The following is a 24,959-nucleotide window of genomic DNA, read 5'->3' on the forward strand; positions in this document are numbered from 1 at the left end:
GACATCTGCGCCACGGGATTGGCCTGGGCAAAAACATCGGCGCTGCATACTCCAGCGTCGCCTTGCCGGGTCCCATGGAACGTCGCCGCGCCGAGGTCGTTTAATGCCGGTGCCACTCCATCGGAGCGTGACCATGAAGAAAACCTACGTCAGACCCACGCTTGTGAAACGCGAAAAGCTAACCGAGCGCACAGCGCAAATCGTGGCATCCGGGATCATATTGAGCGAGTAATCGCAGCTTCGCGAGCCAGGATTCCCACTGGTGCGAACAGCTACACGGTGTCGATCGGCATTGAGACGGTCGTTTCTGTGTTTCGACCTCATTGGTGATCGGGAAGTCGAAGTCGTGGAGCGTCTCACCGCATTCCTGGGCGAGAGTACCCGACCCTGGGCGAGAGTACCCGACGGCGTCAAAGCAGTGTGAGTGACCCGAGACATAGGTGACGGAACGTACCGGACACATAGTAACACTTTTCGCGATGCGGGAGGGCGCTACCGCCTTTCCCAACACTCATCGCATCGGCGGTTCCTGCTCCGTTGTCTTGGATGAGGATCATTTTGAATTGCCCGCAACCGAAATCGTCAGACCGGCAGCCCGAGCTGCTTTCGAAGGCTTTTGTCGAATGCGGACGCGGGCACGAAGCGGCGTAGGAGACTGACTTGGCGCGCCATTTTGCCCGCCGCATAGCGCCTCTTGGGCGTGGGATCCGTCGCTGCCGCCAAAACGGTCTCGGCTACCACTTCGGGCGCATCGCCTTTTTCCATCGATTTCCGCACGGCTATGGTCATGCCAGCGCGCGCGGAGTCATAGACATCAAGCAACTGATCGGGCGCGGCGAGATTGTCCTCGAATGACGTACGGGTATAGGCGGGCTCCACCAACGACACGCGAATGCCGAACGAGCGCAGTTCGTGATCGAGCGATTCGGAATAGCCCTCGATGGCATGTTTGGTCGACGCGTAAAGCGCGAAATAGGGAGCGGGGATGAACCCCTGTACCGAACTCAAATTGACGATTCTGCCCTTCCCTTGGCGTCGCATTGCCGGCAACACCGCGTTGGTCACGCGAAGGACGCCGAAGACGTTCACGTCGAACAGCGCCTGAGCCTGGCCGGTCGAGGACTCCTCCGCTCCGCCAAACAGACCCATGCCGGCATTGTTGACAAGCAGGTCGATGCGTCCGGCCTTGGCCAGAACGTCATCGACCATTTTCGCAACGGACGCGTCGTCGGTCACGTCGCAGGTCAGCATGGTAACGCTGTCGGATTGGTTGGAGGCTCCACGACGGCTGGTTCCGAATACGCGAAAGCCAGCGCCAAGCAAGGCTTCGGCGGTAGCCCGCCCGATGCCGGAAGATGCCCCTGTCACCAGGGCGACGCCAGGATTGGTCTTGTTCATGGAGATCATTTCTTTCTTCGTGTTGGATCGGAGTTGGAGAAGCATGAAAGGTCGGTGTGAAAGGTGCCAATCATTAGCGCCCCTGGCCCTCGCGTCGGGCCGCCGGGGCGGTCCAGCGCCTGAACAAGGCGCTGGCATTCACGCCGCCAAAGCCGAAGCCATTGGAGATCGCGTATTCCATCTCCATTGGCCGGGGCTCGTTTGCGACGAAGTCGATGCCGTTCGCAGCCGGATCGGGAGCGCTCAGATTGAGTGTCGGTGGTGCCACCTGGTCCCGGAGCGCTAGGATCGCGAAAATGGCACCAAGCCCGCCGGCCGCACCCAGCAGGTGTCCGGTCGCCGATTTCGTTGCGCTGACAGCTATCGCGAAATCGCGCCCGAATACGCTCTTGATCGCTTCGATTTCACCCAGGTCACCGACTGGCGTGGAGGTCGCATGCGCATTGAGATGACGAACCTCGCGCGCCGAAATCCCTGCCTGGGCAATCGCGATCTCCATGGCCCGGCGCGCACCGCCGCCGTCCTCGGGGCCAGAAGTGACGTGGTGGGCATCCGCCGTCGTGCCGTAGCCGACGAGTTCGGCGAGCGGTGTTGCGCCGCGCGCCAGCGCGTGGCTCAACGCCTCGATGACCAGCACGCCGGCTCCTTCGCCCATGACGAAGCCGTCCCGCGATATGTCGAAGGGACGCGAGGCTTGAGCCGGCCCCCAATTGAAGCCGGTTGAAAGAGAGCGTGCCGCAGCAAACCCACCGAGACTGACTATGTTCATGCATGCTTCCGTTCCCCCGCACACGGCAATATCAGCCTCGTTCGCGCGGATGAGACGGGCGGCGTCGCCGATCGCCTGGATGCCGGCCGCGCACGCCGTCACTGGCGCGCCGAGCGGACCTTTGAAGCCATGACGGATTGAGATCTGGCCTGCTGCGAGGTTCACCAGGAAGGACGGCACCGTGAAAGGGGACAGGCGGCGGGCGCCACGCAGGTCGACCGTACGCACGGCTTCTGTGATGGCGGGGAACCCGCCGACCCCCGAAGCGATGACCGTTGCCGTGCGCAGGCGATCCGTCTCCAAGGCAGGCTTCCATTTCGCCTGTGCAAGCGCCTCCTCTGCGGCAGCCAGCGCAAAGAGAATGAACCGATCCACCTTGCGCTGATCCTTCGCAGACAGGATGACATCGGGATCGAAACCGGCGTCCGGATCTTCTTCCAGGGAGGGCACCACGCCGCCGATCTTCGACGGCAGGTCTCGCACCACATCGTCCGGAAGCCTACGGATACCCGAACGCCCGGCCAGCAGGCGCGACCATGACGCTTCGACACTGGCGGCAAGGGGCGTGACGGTCCCCATGCCTGTAACAACAACCCGTCGCATCTATTCTCCTGTCACTTTGGTGCGCGGACAGCGCTGCCGACGCCGTTCAAGCGGCGACTGCTTCGCGGATCCGATCGATTGCCGAATCCAGAAAGGCCTGCGCGAGGTTGGGGTCGTTGACGACCCGCGATAGGAGCACCGCGCCGACCATCGTCGAGAGAATGGCCATGGCCTTGCCGCCGGCCTCATCATTGTCGGCCCCGCCAACCCAACTGCCGAGCATTTCAAGGTATTCCCCGATGCCGGCCTCGAATGACGCTTTCACCTCGGCGCCCTGTCTGGCGGCATCCGAGCCAAGCGCAACGACCGGGCAGCCGTCCATCCTCTCTCCGCGATGATCCATGCTGAGATAGAATGAGATCACTGCGTCGAGCGGATTCTCAGGGTTTGCCGCAGTTGCCGCCGACCACCTGTGGGTGGCGCTCTCCATCGCCCGCCTGGACGCCTGCGCCGCCAAGTCCTCCTTTGACGCGAATTGCTTGTAAAAGGCGCCCTGCGTCAGGCCGGCACCCTTCATCAGATCCTTGAGGCCGATGCCGTCAAAGCCACACTCGCGAAAAAGCCGGCTTGCCACATTGATGACGGTCTCGCGGTTTTCCGCAGCTTGAACTCGGCTTACTCGCATGATCGCTCTCCTTTTTGATTGCGTTCGTAATCTATAATCAGTATAGCGGTCGAATGCAATCTATTTCGAGATGAGGCGATGGATGTGAAAAAGAGAACCGTTGTAGTATTGGGATCGACCCTGACCGCGATATCATGGGCGGCGGCATTCGCCACGCTTGCCACTCCTGCGCGGGAAGCTCCGTTGGTGACCGACCCAAGGCAGGAAGCACCATTCGTCAGGCTTGTGTCGGCAGCGCCCGTCACCGAATCGGAACGTGGCTTCACCGGGATTATCGCGGCAAGGGTGCAGAGCAATCTCGGCTTTCGCGTTCCCGGCAAGATCGTGGAACGGTTGGTGGACGTCGGTCAGGAGGTCAAAGCCGGTCAGCCGCTGATGCGGATTGACGATACCGACCTGGGCCTTGCGCTGTCGGCGAAACGCAATGCCGTTGCCGCAGCGCGAGCAACAGTCGCTCAGACACAGCCTGATGAACGGCGATACGCCAGTTTGCTTGGCAGTGGGTGGGTGACACCGCAGCGCTACGAGCAGGCGAAGGCTGCGATGGATACAGCCCAAGCGCAACTTGCCGCCGCCGAAGCCGATGCACGGGTTGCCGAGAACGAGGCGGCCTATGCAGTCCTGTTAGCGGATGCGGATGGAACGGTGGTTGAAACGCTTGGCGAGCCGGGGCAGGTCGTCGCTGCCGGCCAGCCAGTGATCCGGACCGCGAAGGCCGGCCCTCGCGAAGCAGTCGTCGCACTTCCCGAAACGATCCGACCGGCGATCGGCTCGGTGGCCGAAGCCAGCGTGTACGCCGGCAATGAGCGTCGTTACTCAGCGCATTTGCGGCAGTTGTCGGACTCGGCCGATGCCCAGACCCGAACGTTTGAGGCCCGCTATGTGCTCGACGGTGAGGCTGCCGCAGCACCGCTTGGCGCGACGGTAACCATTCGGCTCGCAAGCCAGATGAAACAGCCAGAGGTCCAGGTGCCACTGGGAGCCGTGCTTGATGACGGCCGCAAGACCGGCGTTTGGGTGCTGGACAGCGCCACCTCGACCGTACACTTTCAGCCCGTCCAGCTTGTTCGTGTAACCAGCGAAACCGCTGTGATCTCCGGATTGAACTCCAACGTTCCCATTGTGTCGCTCGGCGCCCACCTCCTCCAGGAAGGCGCTCGCGTCCGGACCGAGTCCGAAAGCGGGAGCAACTGATGAGCTTCAATCTTTCCGCGATCGCCGTTCGCGAACGCGCGGTCACGCTGTTCTTCATCCTCTTGCTGGTGGCTGCCGGTGCCTACGCCTTCCTCATGCTCGGCCGGGCGGAGGACCCGAACTTCACCATCAAAACCATGACGGTTACGACGGCGTGGCCGGGCGCGACGGCGCGAGAGATGCAGGACCTCGTTGCCGAACCGTTGGAGAAGCGGCTTCAGGAACTGACCTGGTACGACCGGGTGGAGACGACGACACGGCCAGGTTACGCGTATATGACGGTCACGCTGAAGGACAGCACACCGTCATCCGTCGTGCAGGAGGAGTTCTACCAGGCTCGCAAGAAGCTCGGCGACGAGGCCCCCAACCTGCCGCCCGGCGTCTTCGGCCCCTTCGTGGACGATGAGTATTCGGATGTGAGCTTCGCCCTTTATGCGCTGAAGGCCAAAGGCATGCCGATGCGGGAACTGGCGAGGCAGGCGGAGGTAATCCGCCAGGACCTCCTGCACGTGCCAGGCGTTAAGAAGATCAACATCCTTGGTGAACGTCCCGAACAGATATTCGTCGAGTTTTCCTACGCCAAACTGGCAACCCTTGGCGTGTCGGCACAGGACATCGCCGCTGCCTTGCAGCGGCAGAACACCGTCACGCCCGCAGGCTCGATCGATACCCTGGGGCCACGCCTCCTCATTCGGGTCGACGGCGCCTATCACAGCGTTCAGGCGATCGCGGACACGCCGATTGTCGCTGGGGGTCGAACGCTGAAGCTCTCCGACATTGCCTACGTCAGCCGCGGCTACGAAGACCCTCCCACCTACCTCATCCGCCGTCAGGGGGAGCCCACCATCATGCTTGCAGCGGTTATGCAGGAAGGCTGGGATGGTCGCGCGCTCGGCAAGGCGCTAGAAGACAAGACTGCCGCGATCGTACAGACCCTGCCGCTTGGTATGACGCTCGACAAGGTAAGCGACCAAGCCGTCAACATCACTTCGGCGGTCGACGAGTTCATGTTGAAGTTCGCTATGGCGCTCGGCGTCGTGCTGCTGATCAGCCTGCTCAGCATGGGCTGGCGCGTCGGGATCGTCGTAGCGGCTGCCGTTCCTCTGACACTTGCCGTCGTGTTCCTCATCATGCTGGAAACCGGCCGGTTCTTCGATCGCATCACGCTCGGCGCCCTCATCCTGGCGCTTGGTCTTCTCGTGGACGACGCCATCATCGCCATCGAGGTGATGGTGGTGAAGATGGAAGAGGGCATGGACCGCATCAAGGCGGCGGCCTATGCATGGAGCCACACTGCGGCGCCGATGCTGTCTGGAACGCTGGTGACGATCGCCGGTTTCGTGCCGGTGGGTTTTGCGCGCTCGACGGCGGGCGAATACGCCGGCAACATCTTCTGGGTGGTGGGGTTCGCCCTCATCGTTTCCTGGATCGTCGCGGTGGTCTTTACGCCCTATCTCGGTGTCAAGATGCTGCCGGCGATCAAACCGGTCGAAGGCGGTCACCACGCTATTTACGACACGCGCAATTATCGACGTTTACGGCGGGCCATCACGTTTGCCGTGCGCCATAAATTCGTAACCTGTGGTATCGTTGGCATCGCCTTCGCGCTTTCCGTCATCGGGATGGGCGCCGTCAAACAGCAGTTCTTCCCGACGTCCGATCGCCCCGAAGTGCTGGTGGAGGTTCGCCTGCCGGAAGGTGGTAGCATCGAGACAACGACCGCCGCGGTCGAGAAGCTCGAACATTGGCTGGACAGACAGCCCGAGGCCAAGATCGTCACGAGCTATGTCGGTCAGGGCGCTCCGCGCTTCTTCTTCGCAATGGCGCCGGAACTTCCCGATCCCGCTTTCGCCAAGATCGTCGTGCTGACCCCGGACGCCGAGGCGCGTGAGGCGTTGAAGAACCGGCTCCGAGAGGCGGTGGCGCAGGGGCTTGCACCCGAGGCGTATGTCCGCGTTACGCAGCTCGTGTTCGGTCCCTATACGCCGTTCCCGGTCGAGTTCCGGGTCATGGGACCCGATGCCACACAACTCTACAGCATTTCCGAAAAGGCCCTCGACATCATGCGGGGCGTCCCGGACGTGCGACAGGCCAACCGCGATTGGGGCAATCGCACGCCCGTGCTTCGCTTTGTCCCGGATCAGGATCGACTGAACCTCATCGGCCTCTCGTCGGCGGAGGTGGCTCAGCAACTGCAATTCCTTCTCACCGGCATCCCCGTTACCCAGGTCCGCGAGGACATTCGCAATGTCCCCATCGTGGCGCGCAGCGCCGGCGGCGAACGGCTGGATCCGGCACGTCTGGCGGATTTCTCACTCGTTAGCCGAGATGGCCGCTCGATTCCGCTCGACCAGATCGGGCATTCGGAAATCCGTCAGGAGGAGCCAATCCTGAAGCGCCGCGACCGCATGCCCGTTGTAACGATCCGCGCGGACATCAATGAGGCGAGCCAGCCTCCCGAGGTCTCCAAGCAGATCATGAAGGCCCTTCAGCCGCTGATCGCGTCCCTTCCGGCCGGCTATCGCATCGAAATGGGCGGATCGATCGAGGAGGCTGAAAAGGCCAACACCGCGCTAGGCAAGGTCTTCCCAGCTATGATAGCCGCCATGTTGATCGTCATCATGCTGCAGGTGCGATCCTTCTCGACGATGTTCATGGTCATGCTGACGGCGCCGCTTGGCCTTGTCGGCGTCGTGCCGATGCTGCTCATCTTCAACCAGCCCTTCGGGTTCAACGCCATTCTGGGCATGATAGGACTGGCTGGCATCCTGATGCGCAATACGCTGATCCTGACCGAACAGATCAAGGAAAACCGTGTTGCCGGCATTGATGACTATCACGCTGTCATCGAGGCCACGGTGCAACGCACACGGCCCGTCATCCTGACAGCACTTGCAGCCGTGCTGGCCTTCATCCCCCTCACGCACTCCGTTTTCTGGGGTTCAATGGCCTATACGCTGATCGGCGGAACAGCGGCCGGCACGGTGTTAATCCTGCTCTTCCTTCCCGCGCTCTACATCGCGTGGTTCCGGATCAAGCCGACCGCGGATGAGATCCAGGAGGCTTCGAAAGAGGAACCGGAACAGCGGCTAGCAATGGCTGCCGAGTAGGGCACTGTTGTCGAGCCTCATTTGTCTGCACGGGGCGACTGGCGGGTTCGCGGCGTCGATGTGAGTGAGAGTAATCAGTGTGGCTGGCGGTAGCGGATTTTCATGTAACTGATTGATCTTGTTGACCAAATGGTAGCGGGAGAGGGACTTGAACCCCCGACCCCAGGATTATGATTCCCGTGCTCTAACCAACTGAGCTACCCCGCCAGGGCGGCGAAAGGCCCGAAATCCGCCTTAAATCGAAAGGCATTTCGAGGCGTTCGCCAAGGTCGCGCGGATATAAGGTTGGGAGGGCGAGCCTGTCAAGCTTCGAAGCATTCCATATCGCAGCATATTCTCATTGCCGAAAAAAGCTTTGCCGCGTGGACATTTGGTTGCAACCGCCGGGGTTGAGTTCGAAGGGGCACGTCGCTATGTCTCGGCCACGAGTTTTTAGAGTTTGAAACAGATGAAGCCGCGCATTGCAGTCCTCGGTTGCGGATACTGGGGCAGCAACCATATCCGCACCCTCAAGGCGCTTGGCGCGCTGTACGCGGTTTCCGACGCCAACCGGGCGCGAGCCGAAGGCTTTGCCAGCGAACAGGATTGCCTGGCGATCGAGCCCGACCAGTTGTTCGGCCGGGACGACATCGACGCCATCGTCATGGCCTTGCCGCCGCAGTTCCATGCCGACCTTTCCGTGCGCGCCGCTGAAAGCGGCAAGGACCTGCTGGTGGAAAAGCCGATCGCGCTGACGGTGGCGGATGCCGAGCGTGCGGTGCAGGCGGCCAAGGACAATGGCCGCGTCTTCATGGTCGGCCATGTCCTGCGTTTCCATCCCGCCTTCGAGACGCTGAAAGGGCTGATCGACAATGGCGAGCTCGGCGAGGTCCGCTACATACATTCGCACCGGCTTGGCCTTGGCAAGTTCCACACCGAGAACGATGCGCTGTGGGATCTGGCGCCGCATGATTTGTCGATGATCCTGGCCATCACCGGCACCGAGCCGATCGAGGTACGCGGCGAGGGCGCCGCCCTCCTCGACAATCTCAGCGACTTCGCGCATCTGCACATGCGCTTTCCCAACGGCCTGCGCAGCCATCTTTTCACCTCGCGGCTCAATCCCTACCGCGAGCGGCGGCTGACCGTGGTCGGCACCAAGGCGATGGCGGTGTTCGACGATGTCGAGCCGTGGGAGCGCAAGCTTGCCGTGTACCGCCACGCGGTCTGGCAGGACAGCGGCCAATGGGCGTTCACCACCAACGAGCCATCCTATGTCGCGGTCGCGCAAGGCATGCCGCTGACGCGCGAGCTGGAGCATTTCATCCACTGCATCGAGACGCGCGCCGAACCCCGCACCAGCGGCGAGGAAGCGATCAGGGTGCTGCGCATCCTGACGGCGGGCACCGTCACCCACACCAAATCGAAAGACTGAGAAGGCGCCGGCCGTCTATTCGGCGGGAATTCGCGCCGGCCTTGCCGCCAGCTTCGTCAGCATGGCCTCGGCCTCGGCGCCCCGCTCGGAGCGCTCGATGAAACCGCCGCCGAAGATGCGGGCTTCGTTGCCGTCATCGGAATAGAGCACGCAGGCCTGTCCGGGCGCGATGCCGGATTCGCCGTCCGCCAATTCGACTGATGTCACGCCTGCCTCATGGCGCAGCACCGCTGGACGCGGCGGCCTGGTGGAGCGCACCTTGGCGAACAGTTCGATGCCGCCGGCGGGCACATTGGCGAGCGGACCGTCGCCAAGCCAGTTCATGTTGCGCAGATAGATCTTGTGCGTCTCCAGCGCCTCGCGCGGGCCGACCACGACGCGGGCCCGTTCGGCGTCGAGATGGACGACATAGAGCGGTTCGCCCGACGCGATGCCGATGCCGCGGCGCTGGCCGATCGTGTAACGCAGGATGCCTTCATGGCGGCCGAGCACTCGGCCATCGATGTGAACGATGTCGCCCGGATTGGCGGCGGACGGCTTCAGCTTGGCGATGATATCGGAATATTTGCCCTGCGGCACGAAGCAGATGTCCTGGCTGTCCTGCTTGGCGGCCACCGTCAGCCCCATCTCCTCGGCAATCGCGCGAACCTGCGGCTTCGAAAGGCCGCCCAGGGGAAAGCGCAGATAGTCGATCTGCGCCTGCGTGGTGGCGAACAGGAAATAGCTCTGGTCGCGGTCGGCATCGACCGGCCGGTAGAGCGCGCGGTGGGCACCGTTGGCGCCGGAGCGGATATAGTGGCCGGTGGCGAGCGCGTCGGCGCCAAGCTCCTTGGCGGTGGCCAGGAGATCGGCGAACTTCACCGTCTGGTTACAGGAGACGCAGGGAATGGGGGTTTCGCCGGCGACGTAGCTCTCGGCGAAGGGGTCGATGACCGCCTTGCGGAAACGCTCTTCGTAGTCGAGCACATAATGCGGGATGCCCAGCGTCTCAGAGACGCGACGGGCATCGTCGATATCCTGTCCGGCGCAGCAAGAGCCGGCCCGATGCGTTGCCGCGCCGTGGTCGTAAAGCTGCAAGGTGACGCCGACAACATCATAGCCCTCGCGCTTCAACAGGCCGGCGACCACGGACGAATCCACGCCGCCCGACATGGCGACGACGATGCGGGTGTTTTCGGGACGTCCGGGAAGGTCGAGACTGTTCATGATGCTTTCATTCTGCGCGGCGTCTGAATGCCAATGTCGAGAATATAGGTCAAGCTTTCCCACGACGCCAGCTTGCAGGCCGATTCACGGATTGCGGTCGATCCGCCATCCGTCGGATTTTTCCCAACCAATTCAAGGCTTCGAGCCCGATGTTTCAAATGCCTGCGAAAAGACTAACGCGCCGTTCACGATCCTTACCTAGTCATTAGGGTCTGCTTAGGCAATTTTTAAAGCTGTGGCGGTAACGTGGCGGGGATTGGGTCTTTGAGTTTTTTGTAGAGAGTACGATGACCGATCTGGTTAGACCTAGAGTCAAGTATGTTATTGGGCCTGACGGCAGCCCTCTTACGATTGCCGACCTGCCGCCGACGAACACGCGTCGCTGGGTTATCCGGCGCAAGGCGGAAGTGGTCGCGGCGGTGCGCGGCGGGCTTTTGAGCCTTGAAGAGGCATGCCAGCGCTACAAGCTGACCACCGAGGAATTCCTGTCCTGGCAGGCGTCGATCGACGAATATGGCCTTGCCGGGCTGCGCACCACGCGCATCCAGCAATACCGGCATTAGAGCCGGCCTGGCACAGTCAAAGGGCGCGGCACTCCGCGCCCTTTTGCTTTTGCAGGGCCTTCGTCCCGAGGCAATTTCCCGCAATCAGACCGTCAGCGCCACCTTGCCGATCGGCCTGGTGGCGAGAAACGCGTGAGCGGCACCGGCCTCTTCGAGTGGAAAGCTCCTTGCTACGTGAACGGCAAGCTTGTTCGCGTCGATCAACCGACCAAGCTCCACAAGGCCTTTTCGGTCAGGCACGACGGACATGCGCTCGACCCGGATATCGCGCGCGCTGGCCAGTGCCCTGGTGGTGTCGTTCAGGTTCAGCAAGGACACCAGCACACCGCCATTCCTGATGACCTTCAAAGAGAGTTCGGCGTGCTCGCCGCCCATCGGGTCCAGCACCAGATCGATGTCGTTGATCCGGTTGGTAAAATCGCCTTGTGTGTAGTCGATGACCTCGTCGACGCCGAGCTCGCGGACGAAATCGAGCTTGTTCGGGCTGGCGGTGGCGACGACATAAGCGCCGCGCGCCTTGGCGATCTGCACCGCCAGATGACCGACGCCGCCGGCGCCCGCATGCACCAGCACACGCTGGCCCGGCTTCAATGCGCCATGGCGGACAAGGCCTTGCCAGGCGGTCAGGCCGGCCAGCGGCAATGCGCCCGCCTGGATGTGGTCCGCCGCCTTCGGCTTCAGCGCGATTTCATCGGCTGGCACAGCGGTCAGTTCGGCGTAGGCCGCCGCCTGCTTGGGGAAACGCGGCATGCCGAATACCTCGTCGCCGATCTTGAGATCGGTGACGCCGGCCCCCAGCGCCTCGACCGTTCCCGAAATATCCCAGCCGAGGATGAAGGGAGGTTCGCCAAGCAGCGGATAGTAGCCGGCGCGCACGGCGCCATCGACCGGGTTGATGCCGGCGGCCTTGACGCGGACCAGCACTTCACCGGGCTTTGCGGTGGGGTCGGGCTGATCGGCAATGACAAGGACGTCGGGTCCGCCAACGGAAGTCTGGATAACGGCACGCATGGGAGGTCTCCTGCTTGGTTGCTGCCGCTATCATTTGGATAGTAATATTCTCTTGTCCAGTATGTACCTTTTTGATATATAGGTACCTTATGGATAGTGAAGATAACTCCCCCTTCGGTTATGACGCGTTCCGGCGGACATGTCCGTCGCACACCGTGCTGGAGATGCTGGCCAGCAAATGGGTCTACTTGGTGGTGTGCGCGCTGCGCAAAGGCCGGCTGCGCAATGGCGAGCTTGCCCGCAAGCTCGAAGGCATCACGCCCAAGATGCTGACGCAGACGTTGCGCGTGCTGGAGCGTGACGGGCTGGTGCGGCGTGAAATCTTCCCGGTCATTCCGCCGCGCGTCGAATATGAATTGACCGAACTCGGCCAGAACCTGGCGGGACTGCTCACCCAGATCAGGGCCTGGGCGGAACAGCATGCGCCAGACATCAAGGATGCGCGAGCCAAGGCGATTGCTGTAAATGCAGGGGAATGGGCCGCCTAGGCAGCTCGCCGTTTCCCGGAAACCGCATTCTTTCTGCTTTTACGCAATTCCGGACGGAAAGCCGCCAGACACTTTCCTGGAATTGCTCCAGCTACACGCCGACAGTCCCGGCCTGTTCAACCGATCATGGCGCTGCGGCCGCCGGTCTCGGCTTCGCGAATCTTGGTGTCACGCGATTCCAGCATTTCGGCCTTGGAAAGCTCCGCTTCAGCTTCGCCGAGTAGTGATTCGGCAGCGCTTCGCTGTTGTGCGAGGTCGCTTTGCGAATTTCTGAGGTTGTCGCGGCGCAAGCGCGCCGCCTTGGCGAAGGTCGGATAGGCGAAATGATTGATGTCGGTGATGCCGGCTTTCTTTTCCTCGGCGGTGATTTGAAGCTCCAGTTCGACGGCCATGCGTTCGAACTCGGCGATCATCATGTCGAGTTGCAGCAGCTGCCGCCGCTTCTCATTCACCTGAAACTGTTTCAGCCGAACGAGGTTTTCACGTGACTTCATGATTCGGTACTCCCGGAAACGCACACCCGCACATATCGTCCAAACCACCTGGAAACGCCCAGGCGTTGCCCGTGTCCACCGGCTTTCCCCGGACTATAGGAAACAAAACCCTAAAGTTTTTTGCCGGCGGTAACCATTCGTTTACGGGCATTGTTAATCATACGGGTCAGGGCTTAAGGCCGGGTAAAAATTCCGGTCGCCGAAGCGAAGGCGCGTCGATGAGTCCCTGGAGTCGCTTAGTCCAGGTTATTAATGTGTTGCATTAGGAATTTGGGTCTGGGATTCGTTATTAGATTCAAGAGGGTGTAGAAAGGGGTTAAAAAATCTGATACCGTCATGGACGGGAAATTAGGTTTTGTTAACCATTCGATGGCAGCCTCTGCACAAGGCAACCACTGCTCCGGGGCAGGACGGGTCGTGAAATGGTCCGGCAGCAGAAAAGGGGAATGAAATGCGTGTTCTGCTGATAGAAGATGACAGTGCAACCGCACAAAGCATCGAACTGATGCTGAAATCGGAAAGTTTCAATGTCTATACGACGGACCTCGGCGAAGAGGGTGTCGATCTGGGCAAACTTTACGATTACGACATCATCCTTCTCGATCTCAACCTGCCCGACATGTCCGGCTACGAGGTCTTGAGAACGCTTCGTCTCTCCAAGGTGAAGACGCCTATCCTCATCCTCTCCGGCATGGCCGGCATCGAGGACAAGGTCCGCGGCCTGGGCTTCGGTGCCGACGACTACATGACCAAGCCGTTCCACAAGGACGAGCTGGTGGCGCGCATCCACGCCATCGTGCGGCGCTCCAAGGGCCACGCCCAGTCGGTCATCACCACCGGTGACCTGGTGGTCAACCTCGACGCCAAGACCGTTGAGGTCGGCGGCCAGCGCGTGCACCTGACCGGCAAGGAATACCAGATGCTGGAACTGCTCTCGCTGCGCAAGGGCACCACGCTCACCAAGGAAATGTTCCTCAACCATCTCTATGGCGGCATGGACGAGCCGGAGCTGAAGATCATCGACGTCTTCATCTGCAAGCTGCGCAAGAAGCTCGACGCCGCGTCCGGCGGCCAGAACTACATCGAGACGGTCTGGGGCCGCGGCTATGTGCTGCGCGAACCCGAGGACATCCGCGTCAGCGCGTGAGCCGCCCGACTATTGTCATCTTCAATAAAACCCGGCTTCAGCCGGGTTTTTGCGTCAGCGGCCGCAATGACGGTGGGCTGCCAGAGCAATTCCAGGAAAAGCGTGACACGGTTTTCCGTCCAGAACTTCGCGCAAAAAATGAGATAGGGCGGTTCGGCGTTTCCGTGAAACGGCGAAACGTTCCGGCGTCTCAGGCTGCGATCTTCAGGGTGCGAAAGCGCTCGAGCAGCTGCGGGCGATTGAACGGCTTCAGGAGATAACCCTGGGCGCCCGCGCGCTTGGCTCGCATGATCGACGCGATGTCGAGTTCGACCAGCGAGATCAGGATCTGCGGCTTTATCGGGCTCTCCATGGCGCGTACGCGGCGGATGAGGTCGACCGCCTGGACGTCCGGCAGGGCGCCGTCGACGACGATGATGTCGGGCATGTCGGCGGCGCACATCTCCAGCGCATCAAGCCCGCTGGCCGCTTCGATGACCATCATGTCGGAACCGCCCAGGATGCGTTTTGCAACTTTCCTGATGACGCTTGAATCGTCGACGAACATGCAGCGTTTCATTCCGGGTCCTCTTTGCCCTTGGGCAATCCGGTCGTGCGGGCATCTGCTGCGCACCCTAGACCAATCTGGTAAAGAACCCGGAAAGCCATTGGGTAAAATTTTTGCAAAGATGCGGATGAGGCGCTTTTCTTTGCGGATGCTTCGCTGGCGCTTCCAGCCGAGCCATCACGACAATATTACGGTGCTGAAATACTTTGCTCTGCCGGCAAGTCGGGCAGCTCAGGCAGCCGAAAGTACGATTTCTTCCGCCGTCGCGTGGATCGATATCGTCATGCCGGCCTCGCGGGCCAGAAGCAGCGTGTAGTAGGGCTGCACCGAATGCGCATCGATCGGCTCTTCCGGCTTGTGGCCGGAATGCAGTTCGAGGAATTTCGGCGGCACGCGCAGCATCGGGCCGCTTGCCGATAGGGAAATGCGCGGCTCGGTTTCGAGATTCTCGAGGGTGACGACCAGCTTGCCGCCACGCGGAATGGCGGCGTTGGCGACCAGGATCAGGTTGAGCAGCAGCTTGACCTTGTTCTTGGGCAGCAGCGCCCGCGCCCCGTTCCAGGTCAGCTCCGGCTTTTCATTCTTGAGGAAGGCGATCGCCACCGCTTCGGCATCGCCGGTGTCGATCAGCATGCCGGCCGAACCGGCCGCGCCGAAGGCGATGCGGGCGAACTGCAGCCGGGCCGAGGCGTTCTTGGCGCTCTGGCGAATGAGCCGCATGGCGTCTTCGTCGGCGCCGCCCTCGTCAAGCAGTTCAAGCCCGTTGTTGATCGCGCCGACCGGCGAGATGATGTCGTGGCAGACGCGGCTGCACAGAAGCGCCGCCAGGTCAGGCGCGGAAAGGGTGAACAGATCGGCCATCGGTGAAAATCCCTGCAAAAATCCACAATTCATGGCCGAGCGATTGATTACCGCGCCTGCGCACACGAATCATGCTCCAACCCGAGGCTTTCTGAATACACAGCACTCGTAGGTACAGCAACAAACCCAAAATTTTCGTCTGGCAAGTGGCGTGTTCGCGCAGGCCGCAGCGCCGCGCGACCCCAAAGCCAGCCTTCGAACCGCCATCTTCCTGTGGGAGTTAATGGTTGAAAAAGAATTACGGCATAGTTTGCCCTAACTGTCATCCTTAACGGCCGCCTAAAGAGCCGGACCGGATGCGAGGCGTCGGCGAAAGTGCTCCATGACGGAGATTGGAAGCATGTTTTCCCGATTCTATGACCGGAGTGTCCTCCGTGTCCTCTCAATGGCGATCACGCTCATGGGCGTCCTCGTCTTCTCGACTTCAGCCCTGCGGGCCCAGGAATATACCGCTCAGGAGATTATCGATTCCGGTCACAAGTTCTTCGGCGCGACATCGGGTGGACTCGCCACGGTCGTGGAGAAGATCTTCGCCTCCTACGGCTTGCCCAATGGCTATCTCCTCGGTGAGGAGGGGTCGGGTGCGCTGATCGGCGGCCTGACCTATGGCGAAGGCACGCTCTACACCAAGAATGCCGGCGACCACAAAGTGTTCTGGCAAGGCCCGTCGCTGGGCTGGGATTTCGGCGGCGAGGGGTCCCGGGTGATGATGCTGGTCTACAATCTCGACGATGTCGGCAACCTCTACAACCGCTATGGCGGTGTGGCCGGTTCGGCCTATGTGGTGGCGGGTGTCGGCTTCAATGTGCTGAAGAACAACAATGTGCTTCTGGTACCGATCCGCACCGGTGTCGGCGCCCGGCTCGGCGTCAATCTCGGCTACCTGAAGCTGACCGAACGGGCGACCTGGAATCCATTCTGATTCCAGCCGTCGTCGCCGCAAAGCCGGCTTTTCCGTGGGAATTGTAGGCCTGCGACGCTCCATGCGTCGCGGCAGGCCCTTGCCGCAGCGCCGGATTTCCGCCATGCCAGTATGATGCGGTCCAGTCCAGGTGGTCGCCGCCGATAGCGGGTTGTCTTTTGGTTCAGTCGGTCCTGTTCTTTGCCCTCGGCTTTCTCTGCGCCGGCTTTCTGGCGCTGATCGTGGCCCCGGCCGTCTGGCGGCGTGCGGTCTCCCTGACCCGCCGGCGCATCGAGGCCTCTATCCCGTTGACGCAGGCCGAGATCCAGGCCGACAAGGACCGGATCCGGGCCGAGTACGCCATGTCGACGCGCCGCCTCGAGATGAACGTCAAGGCGTTGCGCGAAAAGGTGGCCGAACAACTCGTCGAGATCACTCGCGGCCACGAGGCGTTGAAGGGGCTGGCGGTCGAACGCACGGACAAGAATCACGCGCTCGCGGAACTCGGCGCCAAAAGCGAAGCATTGCGGCAGCGCGAAGAGGAACTGCACCAGCTTTCGGAGCGGCTCAAGGAAACCGAGCGCAAGTTGGAGAAGCGGGCGCTCGAACTCGAAAAGCTGGAGCATATGTACGACGATGCCAGTTTTGCCTCCAGCAGCCGGCAAATCGAACTCGTGGCGCGTGAGTCCGAATTGCAGAAGCTTGCCAGCGACATCTCGCTGCTGCGCGGCCAGCGCAAGGAAGCGGATCGGCGCAATCAGGAAATCGCGGCCGAAAGCAAGGCCGCGCGCGATGCCCTGAAGGTGGAGAAGAAAAGGGTGGCTGAACTCGACAAGAAGGTCGAACGGCTGCTGGCGACGCTCGCCGACCGCGAGGACAAGCTCGACCGCCGCGAGAAGGAACTGGCGCGGCTGCGCGAAAAGCCGAAGGCCGAGGAGGGCGGACCGGCCTTGCGCCTGGTCGGCAGGCCGGATGAAGCGGGAGGGGACGACGAGGCCAAGAGGCGCGACGACCTGGACCAGGCGATCGCCAAGCTCGACAGCGATCGCGAACGGCTGGAGGCCAGGCTAACGGCGCTGGCGCGCGAGAACAAGCTGCTCAAGGCGGATCTCGGCGCCTTGGCATCGTCGGGTTCGGCGAATGGCAGTGCCGCGCTGCGCGAGCAGATGAACGAGTTGGCGGCTGAAGTCGTCCACCTGACGGCCAAGCTGGAGGGGCCCGATTCGCCGATCGCAAAAGCGCTGGCGGGCCCGCAGGACAGCCGATCCGATGGCGGCAATCTCAGTCTCGCCGACCGCGTGCGGGCCTTGCAGAAGGCGGCCGCGAACTAAGGTGTGTCGAGATTCAGGTGATGCCGGCCTGCAAACGGCGGCTTTCTGCGCTTCCGGTGCTCACGTACCCAAAAGTACGCTCCGCTCCGGTTCTCGAAAGCCACCATTTTAGGCTCGGCCTGACCTGAATCTCAACGCACCTTAAGCGGTGATGCCGCCGTCACGCTTGTTCAACGATGCGAGAAATGATGCAGGGCGATGGCCGAAGCAGCGGCGACGTTCAGGCTGTCGAAGCCTTTCGACATTGTGATCCGCACTGTCCGCAGGCTGGCTAGCAGGTTTTCGGGCAGGCCTTCGCCCTCGGTGCCGAGATAGAGCGCCAGGCGTTCGGCCGGCCTTGCATCGCGTATGTCGGTTCGTCCGCGCGGCGACAGGGCGAATTGTTCAAAACTCCGTTCGGCGAGCGTTGCGACAAAGCCAGGGGCGTCGCTGAAGGATGCGAACGGGATCTTGAGCGCGGCGCCGACGGAAACGCGAATCGCCTTGCGGTACAGCGGATCGCAGCATGTCGCGTCCATCAGTACCGCATCGGCGCCGAAGGCAGCGGCATTGCGAAAAATCGAACCCATATTGTCGTGGTTGGCGATGCCGACCAGCACCACCACCAGGGCTCGGTCGGGCAAGGCATCCAGCAATGGCCCGGCCGCTTGCGGCGTCTCCTTGCGGCCGATGGCCAGGATGCCGCGATGCATGTGGAAGCCGGCGATCGCGTCCATCACCGCGCTGGTGACGACGTAGACCGGCAGGTCCGCCGGTGCCTTGTACAGGATGTTCCTCAGGCCGCCGAGCCGGTTTTCCAGGACCAGAACGGATTCGGCACCGAAGCGGCCGGACGACAGAAGCAGGTCGAGCACCACCTTGCCTTCGGCGACGAAACGCCCTTGCCGGCCGGCGAGATCGCGTTCGCGGATATCAAGATAGGTGGCGACCCTGGGATCGCCTGGGTCTTCGATGCGAATTGGGTCCATATCCTCCGCCCAAACATCGAGAGCGTGGTTCGTGCGTCGATGACCGCGCGCAAGCCACGTTCCGGAAATCGTCAGCGAGGTAGACGGCCGAGGCCGCGTTCGGTCAAGTGCCGGCGCGGCGCAATCTCTGTGCCATCTGGGACAGATCTTCCTTGCCACCACCGAAAATACCATCCAGCACGACAAGCAACTCCCGCACCGCGTCTGAGTTGCAGGAGTAGTAGATCATCTGGCGGTCGCGGCGGGTTTCCACGAGGTCGAGCGCCCGCAACTTGGCCAGATGCTGCGAGAGGGCGGATTGGCTGAGCATCACCTTTTCGGCGATAGCGCCGACCGACATTTCACCGTCGATCAGATGGCTCATGATCAACAGCCGTTTTTCGTTGCCCATCAGCATCAGAAATTCGGCAGCCGATTCGGCGTTGGCGATTAGCTTTGTCGAGACCATGAATGCCCCATGCTGTTTGTTCATCGAGGCGCCATGGGGGCAATGGTGCCTGAATCCATAAATTCACTAGCGAAAGGCCGCCGACGATTCAGCGCCCTTCGCAAAGGGTAGAACATTTCTTTCAAATCTCAAGTGTTGCTTTCGATCAAATGCAATTAAGTTTCGTTGGTTGCCTGCCCGGCGGCGCGGCCGCTCCTGGCCATGGCGACCAGAACGGGTCGCAGGTCTTGTGCCGCCACCAGGGGTTGCGGAAAGAATACCCGGCAAACATTGTCTTTCGACACCAGATCCATGCCATCGGCGTCCAAACCCGCGATGCTCCAGCCGTCGCCGGATGCCCCGGCATAATGGTGCGCATAAACCGCGATCGCGTCGAGATGGTCCGCGTTCATGTGCTCGACGGCGGATTGTTCGCTCGTCGCAAGTTCTTCGACGATAGGCCCGCCGGTGACGAGATCGGAGCGATCGAGCAGATAGGCCTTGCCGAAACCGCCATTGAGGCTGGCGCGCTCCGGCTCGAGGCGAAAGATCGAGAAGTCGCCGAGCCCGGCATAAAGGCTCGCCTTGGGATTGCGGTTGAGATAGCGGCGCTCGGCACGAGCATGCGCGTCAGAGCCACGCTCCAGCCGCGACGCCCGGCAGATCAGGGTCAGGCGCGGATGCGCCAACGGGTCGCCCTTGCCAGGCTCGCCGAGCAGCAGGGAACAGCGTGGATCGGCAAGGATGGCAGGCGTATGCGCCGAGAGCATCGAGACCAGGATCAGCGGCGCGCCGTCGATGTCGGTGGCGACGCCGACCCGGCTTGCCAGCGGCGACCCGGTCTGTACCTCCAGCACCGCCAGTGCGCCGAAGCGGGCACTGCGCAGAAGCGTTTTCGCCAATCGGATTGCCTCGGCGTCGGTCTCGCGGATCACATCCTTCTTTCGGTCGTCCAAAATTCTCGCCCTGCTAAGTTGATTTTTCTATTCCACTTATCGGACGATGATGGCGGTCTTGGCAAGCGTTCCATGCATGTCGCCATCCCATAACTCCCTCGCATTGGTGACTCGAGGCGTGGGCAGGCTCATGGGCGGCATTGCATTACCTCGGCGCCATGCGGATGGCGCCGTCGAGGCGGATGGTTTCGCCGTTCAGCATCTGGTTTTCCACAATGTGGAGGGCAAGGGCGGCATATTCGGATGGTTCGCCGAGGCGGGAGGGGAAGGGCACGGCGGCGCCCAGCGAATCCTGCACGTCCTGCGGCATGCCGGCCATCATCGGGGTCTTGAAGATGCCGGGCGCGATGGTGCAGACCCGAATGCCGGAACGGGCAAGGTCGCGCGCCACCGGCAGTGTCATGCCCACCACGCCGCCCTTGGAGGCGGAGTACGCGGCCTGGCCGATCTGGCCGTCATAGGCGGCGACCGAAGCGGTGTTGACGATGACGCCACGCTCGCCGCCCTGCAGAGGCTCGAGCCTGGCGGCGCGGTCCGCAACGAGGCGGATCATATTGAAGGTGCCGATCAGGTTGACCTCGATCACCTTGCGGTACTGGTCGAGCGGATGGGGGCCATCCTTGCCGATCGTCTTCACGCCAATGGCGATGCCGGCGCAATTGACCAGGATGCGCGGCTCGCCCAGCTTGCTCGCCGTCTCGGCGAGGGCCGCGGTGCCGCTGTCGGCGCTGCTGACGTCGCATTGCACGGCAATGCCGGCGATGTCGGCCGCGACCTTGGCAGCGCGATCGATGCCGACGTCGAAGATGGCGACGCGAGCGCCCTTGGCGGCAAGCGCACGCGCGGTTGCCTCGCCAAGGCCGGAGCCGCCGCCGGTCACGATCGCGATCTGGCCGTTCGGATTCATGGCGTCATCCTTTCCTAAAGCGGTTCCAATTCCCGTGGGAAACCGTTTCACACTTTTCCTGGAATTGCTCCAGGAGAACAGGACGGATCAGGCCCGGATCGACAGGCCAGGTCAAGCCACCGCCTAGGCGTGCTCGGCGACCCTGGCCTGGCTGGCATGACCGACCTCGCCCGTGAGCCTGGCAACCGCGCCCGGCGTGATCTCGTGCGACAAAAGGCGGTCGAGGTCGACAGGACGCGGCATCGAGATCTGGCCGCGCGGGATGCGCTTGAAGCCGAGCGGCCCGTAATAGGGCTCGTCGCCGACCAGTATGACGGCCGGCGCGCCGGACTTTGCGGCGGCCTCCAGTGCGATCGCCACCAGCCGGCGGCCGATGCCGAGATTCTTGAAGGCCGGCCGCACGGCAAGCGGCCCGAGCATCAGCGCGCGGCCGGCACCGGCGGCGATGCGGGTCATGCGCACCGAGGCGACGACAATATCGCCGTCGACCGCGACAAAGGACAAGCCACGCTCGTGGCCGCCGGCTTCACGGATCTTGTAGGCGGCAAGCACGAAACGGCCAGGCCCGAAGGCCTCGTCATTGATGGCTTCGATTTCAGGGTCGTGCGCCGGAGTTTCCGGCAGGTATTTCACGTCGGCAAGGCTCATGGTCTTTGCGTTCCGGTAGGGGAGGAAAGGTTGCTGCAAACGGCAGCATTCGCCAGTCAGCGCTTCAAGCGCGGGCGCCCTTTCGTCGTCGGTCAAACCGGATCAAAGCAAAGTCGAACATGCGGAGTGTCCGCTAGCATCAATTTTCGGCCGCCGCAATCGGCGCCTTCGCTGGCCCTACCGATTGACAATCTGTTCAGCCCCGAATGATTTCCGGCCTGCCGCATCGCGCTCTACATCAGGTGGAAACGCGAAAGGACATCTCATGGGATTGCTGGTCGACGGCAAATGGCAGGACCGCTGGTACGGCACCAAGGATAGCGGCGGCAAGTTCGTGCGGCCGCAATCGCAATGGCGCGACTGGATCACGCGCGACGGAACGCCCGCCGGAGACCGCGGCCGCGGTTTCAAGGCCGAGCCCGGCCGTTATCACCTGTATGTCTCGCTCGCCTGTCCGTGGGCGCACCGGACGCTGATCTTTCGCGCGCTGAAGAAGCTCGAAGGCATCATCTCGGTCTCGGTTGTGCATCATTTCATGGGCGCGAATGGCTGGACGTTTCTCGCCGAGGACGGCGCCACCGGCGACACGCTCTACGGCCTCGATTTCCTGCACCAGATCTATACCAGGGCAGATCCGGCCTATTCCGGCCGGGTGACGGTGCCGGTGCTGTGGGACAAGAAGGAGCGGACCATCGTTTCCAATGAGTCTTCCGAAATCATCCGGATGCTCAATTCAGCCTTCGACGAATGGGGGGACGCCAGCCTCGATTTCTATCCTGAAGCGTTGCGGGGCGAGATCGATGCGGTCAACGCGCTGGTCTATCCCGCCATCAACAACGGCGTCTACCGCGCGGGCTTCGCCACCACGCAGGCGGCGTACGAGGAAGCCTTCGGCGAGCTGTTTTCGGCGCTCGACACCCTGGAGGATCGCCTATCCAGGCAACGCTATCTGGTGGGCGATCGCATCACCGAGGCCGACTGGCGGCTGTTCACCACGCTGGTGCGTTTCGACCCGGTCTATGTCGGCCATTTCAAGTGCAATTTGCGCCGCATCGCCGACTATCCGAACCTGTCGAACTATTTGCGCGACCTCTATCAGGTGCCTGGTGTCGCGGGGACGGTGAACCTGCATCACATCAAGGCGCATTATTACGGCAGTCATGAAACGATCAATCCCACACGGATCGTGCCGGTGGGGCCGGAACTGGACTATGGCGCGCCGCATGACCGCGCCCGGTTCGGGGAGCGGGCCTGATCTACCAGTAGGGCGATGTCGGCTCATCCCGAAAAACCTCGGCGATGCGCCGCAGCGTCGCCGGCGTCGTGCCTTCCGGCAAGCGATCCAGCGGGAAGAAGCCGGCCTCGGCGATCTCATGGTCCGGCTGCTTCGGTGCCGTCTGGCTGAAGTGCTCGATCAGGTAGAGGCCGACATGGTCGCGGCGGCTGGAGCGGCGGTTGAAATGCATCGATTTGAGAACCGGCGGTGCTGCCAGCGCGATGTTGCCTTCTTCGGCCAGTTCGCGCGCCAGCGCCTCGGCAAGCGTTTCGCCCGTTTCGACGCCGCCGCCGGGAAGCTGCCAGCCCGGCACATAGGTATGCCGGATGAGGAACACCGAATTGTTGGCGGCATCATGGATGAGGCCGCGCACGCCGAGCGTCATTGGCCGCCGCAGCACGAAATAGAGATGGAACAGTCTGGCGCGCAGCCCCGACCAACCGGTCTGGCGGAAGGCATCTTCCGGATTTGCCATCAGGTGCGAAACCGTGGGTGATAAGGAAACCTTGAGTGGAAAGCGGGACGCTGGTCGCCTATGAGGGATGGATGTTCAGGCTCGCGCATATTTCCGATGTCCATCTGGGGCCGCTCCCCGATGTATCCTATCGCGATCTCGCCTCCAAGCGCGTGCTCGGCTACGTAAACTGGCAGCGCAACCGCCGCCGCCACATGCATGACGCCGTCATCGATGCCATCACCGCCGATATCAAGGCGCAGAACCCCGACCATCTCGCCGTCACCGGCGACCTGGTCAATCTGGCGCTCGACGGCGAGATCGAGATGGCCAAGCACTGGCTGGAGACGTTGGGATCGCCGCATGATGTTTCGGTGGTTCCGGGAAACCACGACGCCTATGTGCCGGGCGCCTTCGACAAGGTCTGCCGCGCATGGGCGGCCTGGATGAGCGGCGACGGCGTCAACGCACCGGTCGACCGCAACGCATTTCCCTATCTGCGCGTGCGCGGCAATGTCGCGCTGATCGGCGTCTCGACGGCGCGGGCCACGGCCCCCTTCATGGCCAACGGCTTCTTCATGGAGGGGCAGGCGGAGCGGCTCGGCAAGATTCTTCGCGACACGGCCGCCCAAGGCCTGTTTCGCGCGATCATGATCCACCACCCGCCGGTGCGCGGCGCCGTCTCGCAGCACAAGCGGCTGTTCGGCATCGCCCGCTTCCACAAGATCATCCGCCGGCACGGCGCGGAGCTCGTCCTGCACGGACATTCGCATCTACCGTCGCTGTTCCAGATCGGCCCGCGCGACGCCAAGGTCCCGGTGGTCGGCGTCGCCGCCGCCGGTCAGGCGCCGGGGGGAAAGCATCCGGCGGCACAGTATAATCTGTTCGACATCGATGGCGAAAAGGGCAATTGGCGCATCCGCCTGACCCGGCGCGGCCTGACCGGGCCGGCGATACCGCCTGCCGATCTGCAGACCATGGAACTGGGTGTGGAGGCCAGCGCTTCTATTGCCGCAGGCTGAACACCATAGCCACGAGGCGGTCCCAGAAAAGGGCGACCGACACCGCCAGGCCGACCAGGGCCCCGGCAGCGATCAGGCCAAGGCCTGACAGGAAGGCCGACCAGCTATTGCCGCGCGTCGTCGAGCGCAGCGGCGGCTCGGCTTCCGCCACCTGGGCGCGCTTCATGCCGGCGACGGCCGGTTCGACCCCGCCCTCCATCATCCTCTGCCGCTCGACGATGCGCTCGGCGACATAGCGTGTCACGGAATCGGCAATCGGCTTCATCTCGGTCGATTCGGCAAGCACCACGCGGCCAATACGGGTGTCCTTGAGGAAGCGGTAGGTGCGGCGGTCGCGGCCCATCGCGACATGGCTGACGGCATCGATCCAGAGGCGCGGCTGCAGTCCCGAGGAAACGACGAAATCGAAATTGTCCATGTCGGCGGGCACGTCGGCGAAGACAGGCGCAAGTTCGGCTGCCAGGAGATCGAGGCGCATGCGATGCGCCTCGCGCATGTCGACGACGACATCGTCGCGGTCGGCGAAAGCGTTCTTCACATCACGGATGGCATCGGACAGTTTTCTCGACGGATCGATCTTTTCGCCTGCGTCCTTCATCGGCGTCTGCCTCGCGGGGTTGGTTAACACGCAGTTAACAC

Annotated in this window: 25 protein-coding genes and 1 tRNA gene; 10 read left to right on the forward strand and 16 right to left on the reverse strand. The window is 62.3% G+C overall.

What is annotated here, in order from left to right; genetic code table 11:
- Positions 1-582: 582 nt before the first annotated feature.
- The 3 genes from EB230_RS10965 to EB230_RS10975 form a co-directional block, all read right to left on the reverse strand.
- Positions 583-1,398, reverse strand: coding sequence for an oxidoreductase (locus tag EB230_RS10965; RefSeq protein ID WP_056578379.1), 816 nt, complete (start codon positions 1,396-1,398; stop codon positions 583-585).
- A gap of 73 nt (positions 1,399-1,471) precedes the next feature.
- Positions 1,472-2,770, reverse strand: coding sequence for a beta-ketoacyl-ACP synthase II (fabF, locus tag EB230_RS10970; RefSeq protein ID WP_056578146.1), 1,299 nt, complete (start codon positions 2,768-2,770; stop codon positions 1,472-1,474).
- Between the two features lie 46 nt (positions 2,771-2,816).
- Positions 2,817-3,395, reverse strand: a complete 579-nt coding sequence (locus EB230_RS10975) for a TetR/AcrR family transcriptional regulator (protein ID WP_056578144.1) — start codon at positions 3,393-3,395, stop codon at positions 2,817-2,819.
- 84 nt (positions 3,396-3,479) lie between these two features.
- Between EB230_RS10975 and EB230_RS10980 the strand changes: the two genes are divergently transcribed.
- Together EB230_RS10980 and EB230_RS10985 are read left to right on the forward strand one after the other, a co-directional pair.
- Entirely contained in the window at positions 3,480-4,589 is a 1,110-nt protein-coding gene (locus EB230_RS10980) for an efflux RND transporter periplasmic adaptor subunit (RefSeq protein ID WP_056578378.1), read from the forward strand.
- Complete coding sequence (locus EB230_RS10985) at positions 4,589-7,699, forward strand: efflux RND transporter permease subunit (RefSeq protein ID WP_056578142.1); 3,111 nt, start codon at positions 4,589-4,591, stop codon at positions 7,697-7,699. The genes EB230_RS10980 and EB230_RS10985 overlap by 1 nt, the downstream gene beginning before the upstream one ends.
- 130 nt (positions 7,700-7,829) lie before the next feature.
- On the opposite strand, the gene EB230_RS10990 is transcribed toward EB230_RS10985, so the two are convergent.
- Positions 7,830-7,906: transfer RNA gene (locus tag EB230_RS10990), tRNA-Met, on the reverse strand.
- 241 nt (positions 7,907-8,147) lie between these two features.
- On the opposite strand from EB230_RS10990, the gene EB230_RS10995 reads away from it, so the two are divergent.
- Entirely contained in the window at positions 8,148-9,113 is a 966-nt protein-coding gene (locus tag EB230_RS10995) for a Gfo/Idh/MocA family oxidoreductase (protein WP_056578140.1), read from the forward strand.
- A 15-nt stretch (positions 9,114-9,128) separates the two neighbouring features.
- Here the strand turns inward: EB230_RS10995 and mnmA are convergent, their stop codons facing one another.
- The gene (gene mnmA, locus EB230_RS11000; protein WP_056578138.1) at positions 9,129-10,319 is read right to left on the reverse strand and encodes a tRNA 2-thiouridine(34) synthase MnmA; all 1,191 of its coding nucleotides are present in this window, start codon (positions 10,317-10,319) and stop codon (positions 9,129-9,131) included.
- A 287-nt stretch (positions 10,320-10,606) separates the two neighbouring features.
- On the opposite strand from mnmA, the gene EB230_RS11005 reads away from it, so the two are divergent.
- The gene (locus EB230_RS11005; RefSeq protein ID WP_006203587.1) at positions 10,607-10,882 is read left to right on the forward strand and encodes a DUF1153 domain-containing protein; all 276 of its coding nucleotides are present in this window, start codon (positions 10,607-10,609) and stop codon (positions 10,880-10,882) included.
- Between the two features lie 84 nt (positions 10,883-10,966).
- On the opposite strand, the gene EB230_RS11010 is transcribed toward EB230_RS11005, so the two are convergent.
- On the reverse strand, positions 10,967-11,893 hold the full coding sequence (locus EB230_RS11010; RefSeq protein WP_056578136.1) for an NADP-dependent oxidoreductase: 927 nt from the start codon (positions 11,891-11,893) through the stop codon (positions 10,967-10,969).
- 89 nt (positions 11,894-11,982) lie between these two features.
- On the opposite strand from EB230_RS11010, the gene EB230_RS11015 reads away from it, so the two are divergent.
- A complete protein-coding gene (locus EB230_RS11015; RefSeq protein ID WP_056578134.1) occupies positions 11,983-12,381 on the forward strand; it encodes a helix-turn-helix domain-containing protein in 399 nt (132 codons plus the stop codon).
- A gap of 116 nt (positions 12,382-12,497) precedes the next feature.
- On the opposite strand, the gene EB230_RS11020 is transcribed toward EB230_RS11015, so the two are convergent.
- Complete coding sequence (locus tag EB230_RS11020; RefSeq protein WP_056578132.1) at positions 12,498-12,875, reverse strand: hypothetical protein; 378 nt, start codon at positions 12,873-12,875, stop codon at positions 12,498-12,500.
- A 451-nt stretch (positions 12,876-13,326) separates the two neighbouring features.
- Between EB230_RS11020 and ctrA the strand changes: the two genes are divergently transcribed.
- Positions 13,327-14,022 carry a cell cycle two-component system response regulator CtrA gene (gene ctrA, locus EB230_RS11025; protein ID WP_006203583.1) on the forward strand — a complete coding sequence of 232 codons (696 nt, stop codon included), beginning with the start codon at positions 13,327-13,329 and terminating at the stop codon, positions 14,020-14,022.
- A gap of 190 nt (positions 14,023-14,212) precedes the next feature.
- Here ctrA and EB230_RS11030 read toward each other — a convergent pair whose 3' ends face one another.
- Together EB230_RS11030 and EB230_RS11035 are read right to left on the reverse strand one after the other, a co-directional pair.
- Positions 14,213-14,581 (reverse strand): response regulator, encoded by a 369-nt coding sequence (locus tag EB230_RS11030; RefSeq protein ID WP_056578130.1) that lies wholly within the window; start codon positions 14,579-14,581, stop codon positions 14,213-14,215.
- 219 nt (positions 14,582-14,800) lie between these two features.
- The gene (locus EB230_RS11035; RefSeq protein WP_019860754.1) at positions 14,801-15,430 is read right to left on the reverse strand and encodes a histidine phosphotransferase family protein; all 630 of its coding nucleotides are present in this window, start codon (positions 15,428-15,430) and stop codon (positions 14,801-14,803) included.
- 385 nt (positions 15,431-15,815) lie between these two features.
- Between EB230_RS11035 and EB230_RS11040 the strand changes: the two genes are divergently transcribed.
- Both EB230_RS11040 and EB230_RS11045 read left to right on the forward strand, forming a co-directional pair.
- The gene (locus EB230_RS11040; protein ID WP_244494150.1) at positions 15,816-16,352 is read left to right on the forward strand and encodes an EipA family protein; all 537 of its coding nucleotides are present in this window, start codon (positions 15,816-15,818) and stop codon (positions 16,350-16,352) included.
- A gap of 158 nt (positions 16,353-16,510) precedes the next feature.
- Entirely contained in the window at positions 16,511-17,662 is a 1,152-nt protein-coding gene (locus tag EB230_RS11045; RefSeq protein ID WP_056578126.1) for a hypothetical protein, read from the forward strand.
- Between the two features lie 170 nt (positions 17,663-17,832).
- Here EB230_RS11045 and EB230_RS11050 read toward each other — a convergent pair whose 3' ends face one another.
- The 5 genes from EB230_RS11050 to EB230_RS11070 form a co-directional block, all read right to left on the reverse strand.
- Entirely contained in the window at positions 17,833-18,630 is a 798-nt protein-coding gene (locus tag EB230_RS11050) for an RNA methyltransferase (protein ID WP_056578124.1), read from the reverse strand.
- Positions 18,631-18,733: 103 nt separating this feature from the next.
- The gene (locus tag EB230_RS11055) at positions 18,734-19,078 is read right to left on the reverse strand and encodes a metalloregulator ArsR/SmtB family transcription factor (protein WP_056578376.1); all 345 of its coding nucleotides are present in this window, start codon (positions 19,076-19,078) and stop codon (positions 18,734-18,736) included.
- A gap of 155 nt (positions 19,079-19,233) precedes the next feature.
- On the reverse strand, positions 19,234-20,013 hold the full coding sequence (locus EB230_RS11060; protein ID WP_056578122.1) for a HugZ family protein: 780 nt from the start codon (positions 20,011-20,013) through the stop codon (positions 19,234-19,236).
- Between the two features lie 145 nt (positions 20,014-20,158).
- Positions 20,159-20,920, reverse strand: coding sequence for a 3-hydroxyacyl-CoA dehydrogenase (locus EB230_RS11065; RefSeq protein ID WP_056578120.1), 762 nt, complete (start codon positions 20,918-20,920; stop codon positions 20,159-20,161).
- 123 nt (positions 20,921-21,043) lie between these two features.
- Positions 21,044-21,568: an N-acetyltransferase gene (locus EB230_RS11070; protein ID WP_056578374.1), complete on the reverse strand. Its 525-nt coding sequence runs from the start codon at positions 21,566-21,568 to the stop codon at positions 21,044-21,046.
- A 265-nt stretch (positions 21,569-21,833) separates the two neighbouring features.
- On the opposite strand from EB230_RS11070, the gene EB230_RS11075 reads away from it, so the two are divergent.
- Positions 21,834-22,823, forward strand: a complete 990-nt coding sequence (locus EB230_RS11075; protein WP_172372267.1) for a glutathione S-transferase family protein — start codon at positions 21,834-21,836, stop codon at positions 22,821-22,823.
- Between the two features lies 1 nt (position 22,824).
- On the opposite strand, the gene EB230_RS11080 is transcribed toward EB230_RS11075, so the two are convergent.
- Positions 22,825-23,319 carry an NUDIX domain-containing protein gene (locus EB230_RS11080; protein WP_056578117.1) on the reverse strand — a complete coding sequence of 165 codons (495 nt, stop codon included), beginning with the start codon at positions 23,317-23,319 and terminating at the stop codon, positions 22,825-22,827.
- Between the two features lie 71 nt (positions 23,320-23,390).
- Here EB230_RS11080 and EB230_RS11085 point away from each other — a divergent pair, with 71 nt between their 5' ends.
- Positions 23,391-24,320 (forward strand): metallophosphoesterase, encoded by a 930-nt coding sequence (locus EB230_RS11085; RefSeq protein ID WP_081294810.1) that lies wholly within the window; start codon positions 23,391-23,393, stop codon positions 24,318-24,320.
- On the opposite strand, the gene EB230_RS11090 is transcribed toward EB230_RS11085, so the two are convergent.
- Positions 24,304-24,918 carry a hypothetical protein gene (locus EB230_RS11090; protein WP_056578113.1) on the reverse strand — a complete coding sequence of 205 codons (615 nt, stop codon included), beginning with the start codon at positions 24,916-24,918 and terminating at the stop codon, positions 24,304-24,306. The genes EB230_RS11085 and EB230_RS11090 overlap by 17 nt on opposite strands.
- Positions 24,919-24,959: the final 41 nt, after the last annotated feature.

Source organism: Mesorhizobium sp. NZP2234 (assembly GCF_013170765.1).
Taxonomy (GTDB): Bacteria; Pseudomonadota; Alphaproteobacteria; order Rhizobiales; family Rhizobiaceae; genus Mesorhizobium; species Mesorhizobium loti_D.

What these genes read in the sequence shown, in the direction of transcription:
- EB230_RS10965 (WP_056578379.1), bottom strand. Translation starts at nt 1,398, where the DNA reads ATGAACAAGACCAATCCTGGCGTCGCCCTGGTGACAGGGGCATCTTCC.
- fabF (WP_056578146.1), bottom strand. Translation starts at nt 2,770, where the DNA reads ATGCGACGGGTTGTTGTTACAGGCATGGGGACCGTCACGCCCCTTGCC.
- EB230_RS10975 (WP_056578144.1), bottom strand. Translation starts at nt 3,395, where the DNA reads ATGCGAGTAAGCCGAGTTCAAGCTGCGGAAAACCGCGAGACCGTCATC.
- EB230_RS10985 (WP_056578142.1), top strand. Translation starts at nt 4,589, where the DNA reads ATGAGCTTCAATCTTTCCGCGATCGCCGTTCGCGAACGCGCGGTCACG.
- EB230_RS10995 (WP_056578140.1), top strand. Translation starts at nt 8,148, where the DNA reads ATGAAGCCGCGCATTGCAGTCCTCGGTTGCGGATACTGGGGCAGCAAC.
- mnmA (WP_056578138.1), bottom strand. Translation starts at nt 10,319, where the DNA reads ATGAACAGTCTCGACCTTCCCGGACGTCCCGAAAACACCCGCATCGTC.
- EB230_RS11005 (WP_006203587.1), top strand. Translation starts at nt 10,607, where the DNA reads ATGACCGATCTGGTTAGACCTAGAGTCAAGTATGTTATTGGGCCTGAC.
- EB230_RS11010 (WP_056578136.1), bottom strand. Translation starts at nt 11,893, where the DNA reads ATGCGTGCCGTTATCCAGACTTCCGTTGGCGGACCCGACGTCCTTGTC.
- EB230_RS11015 (WP_056578134.1), top strand. Translation starts at nt 11,983, where the DNA reads ATGGATAGTGAAGATAACTCCCCCTTCGGTTATGACGCGTTCCGGCGG.
- EB230_RS11020 (WP_056578132.1), bottom strand. Translation starts at nt 12,875, where the DNA reads ATGAAGTCACGTGAAAACCTCGTTCGGCTGAAACAGTTTCAGGTGAAT.
- ctrA (WP_006203583.1), top strand. Translation starts at nt 13,327, where the DNA reads ATGCGTGTTCTGCTGATAGAAGATGACAGTGCAACCGCACAAAGCATC.
- EB230_RS11030 (WP_056578130.1), bottom strand. Translation starts at nt 14,581, where the DNA reads ATGAAACGCTGCATGTTCGTCGACGATTCAAGCGTCATCAGGAAAGTT.
- EB230_RS11035 (WP_019860754.1), bottom strand. Translation starts at nt 15,430, where the DNA reads ATGGCCGATCTGTTCACCCTTTCCGCGCCTGACCTGGCGGCGCTTCTG.
- EB230_RS11040 (WP_244494150.1), top strand. Translation starts at nt 15,816, where the DNA reads ATGGCGATCACGCTCATGGGCGTCCTCGTCTTCTCGACTTCAGCCCTG.
- EB230_RS11050 (WP_056578124.1), bottom strand. Translation starts at nt 18,630, where the DNA reads ATGGACCCAATTCGCATCGAAGACCCAGGCGATCCCAGGGTCGCCACC.
- EB230_RS11055 (WP_056578376.1), bottom strand. Translation starts at nt 19,078, where the DNA reads ATGGTCTCGACAAAGCTAATCGCCAACGCCGAATCGGCTGCCGAATTT.
- EB230_RS11065 (WP_056578120.1), bottom strand. Translation starts at nt 20,920, where the DNA reads ATGAATCCGAACGGCCAGATCGCGATCGTGACCGGCGGCGGCTCCGGC.
- EB230_RS11070 (WP_056578374.1), bottom strand. Translation starts at nt 21,568, where the DNA reads ATGAGCCTTGCCGACGTGAAATACCTGCCGGAAACTCCGGCGCACGAC.
- EB230_RS11075 (WP_172372267.1), top strand. Translation starts at nt 21,834, where the DNA reads ATGGGATTGCTGGTCGACGGCAAATGGCAGGACCGCTGGTACGGCACC.
- EB230_RS11080 (WP_056578117.1), bottom strand. Translation starts at nt 23,319, where the DNA reads ATGGCAAATCCGGAAGATGCCTTCCGCCAGACCGGTTGGTCGGGGCTG.
- EB230_RS11085 (WP_081294810.1), top strand. Translation starts at nt 23,391, where the DNA reads ATGTTCAGGCTCGCGCATATTTCCGATGTCCATCTGGGGCCGCTCCCC.
- EB230_RS11090 (WP_056578113.1), bottom strand. Translation starts at nt 24,918, where the DNA reads ATGAAGGACGCAGGCGAAAAGATCGATCCGTCGAGAAAACTGTCCGAT.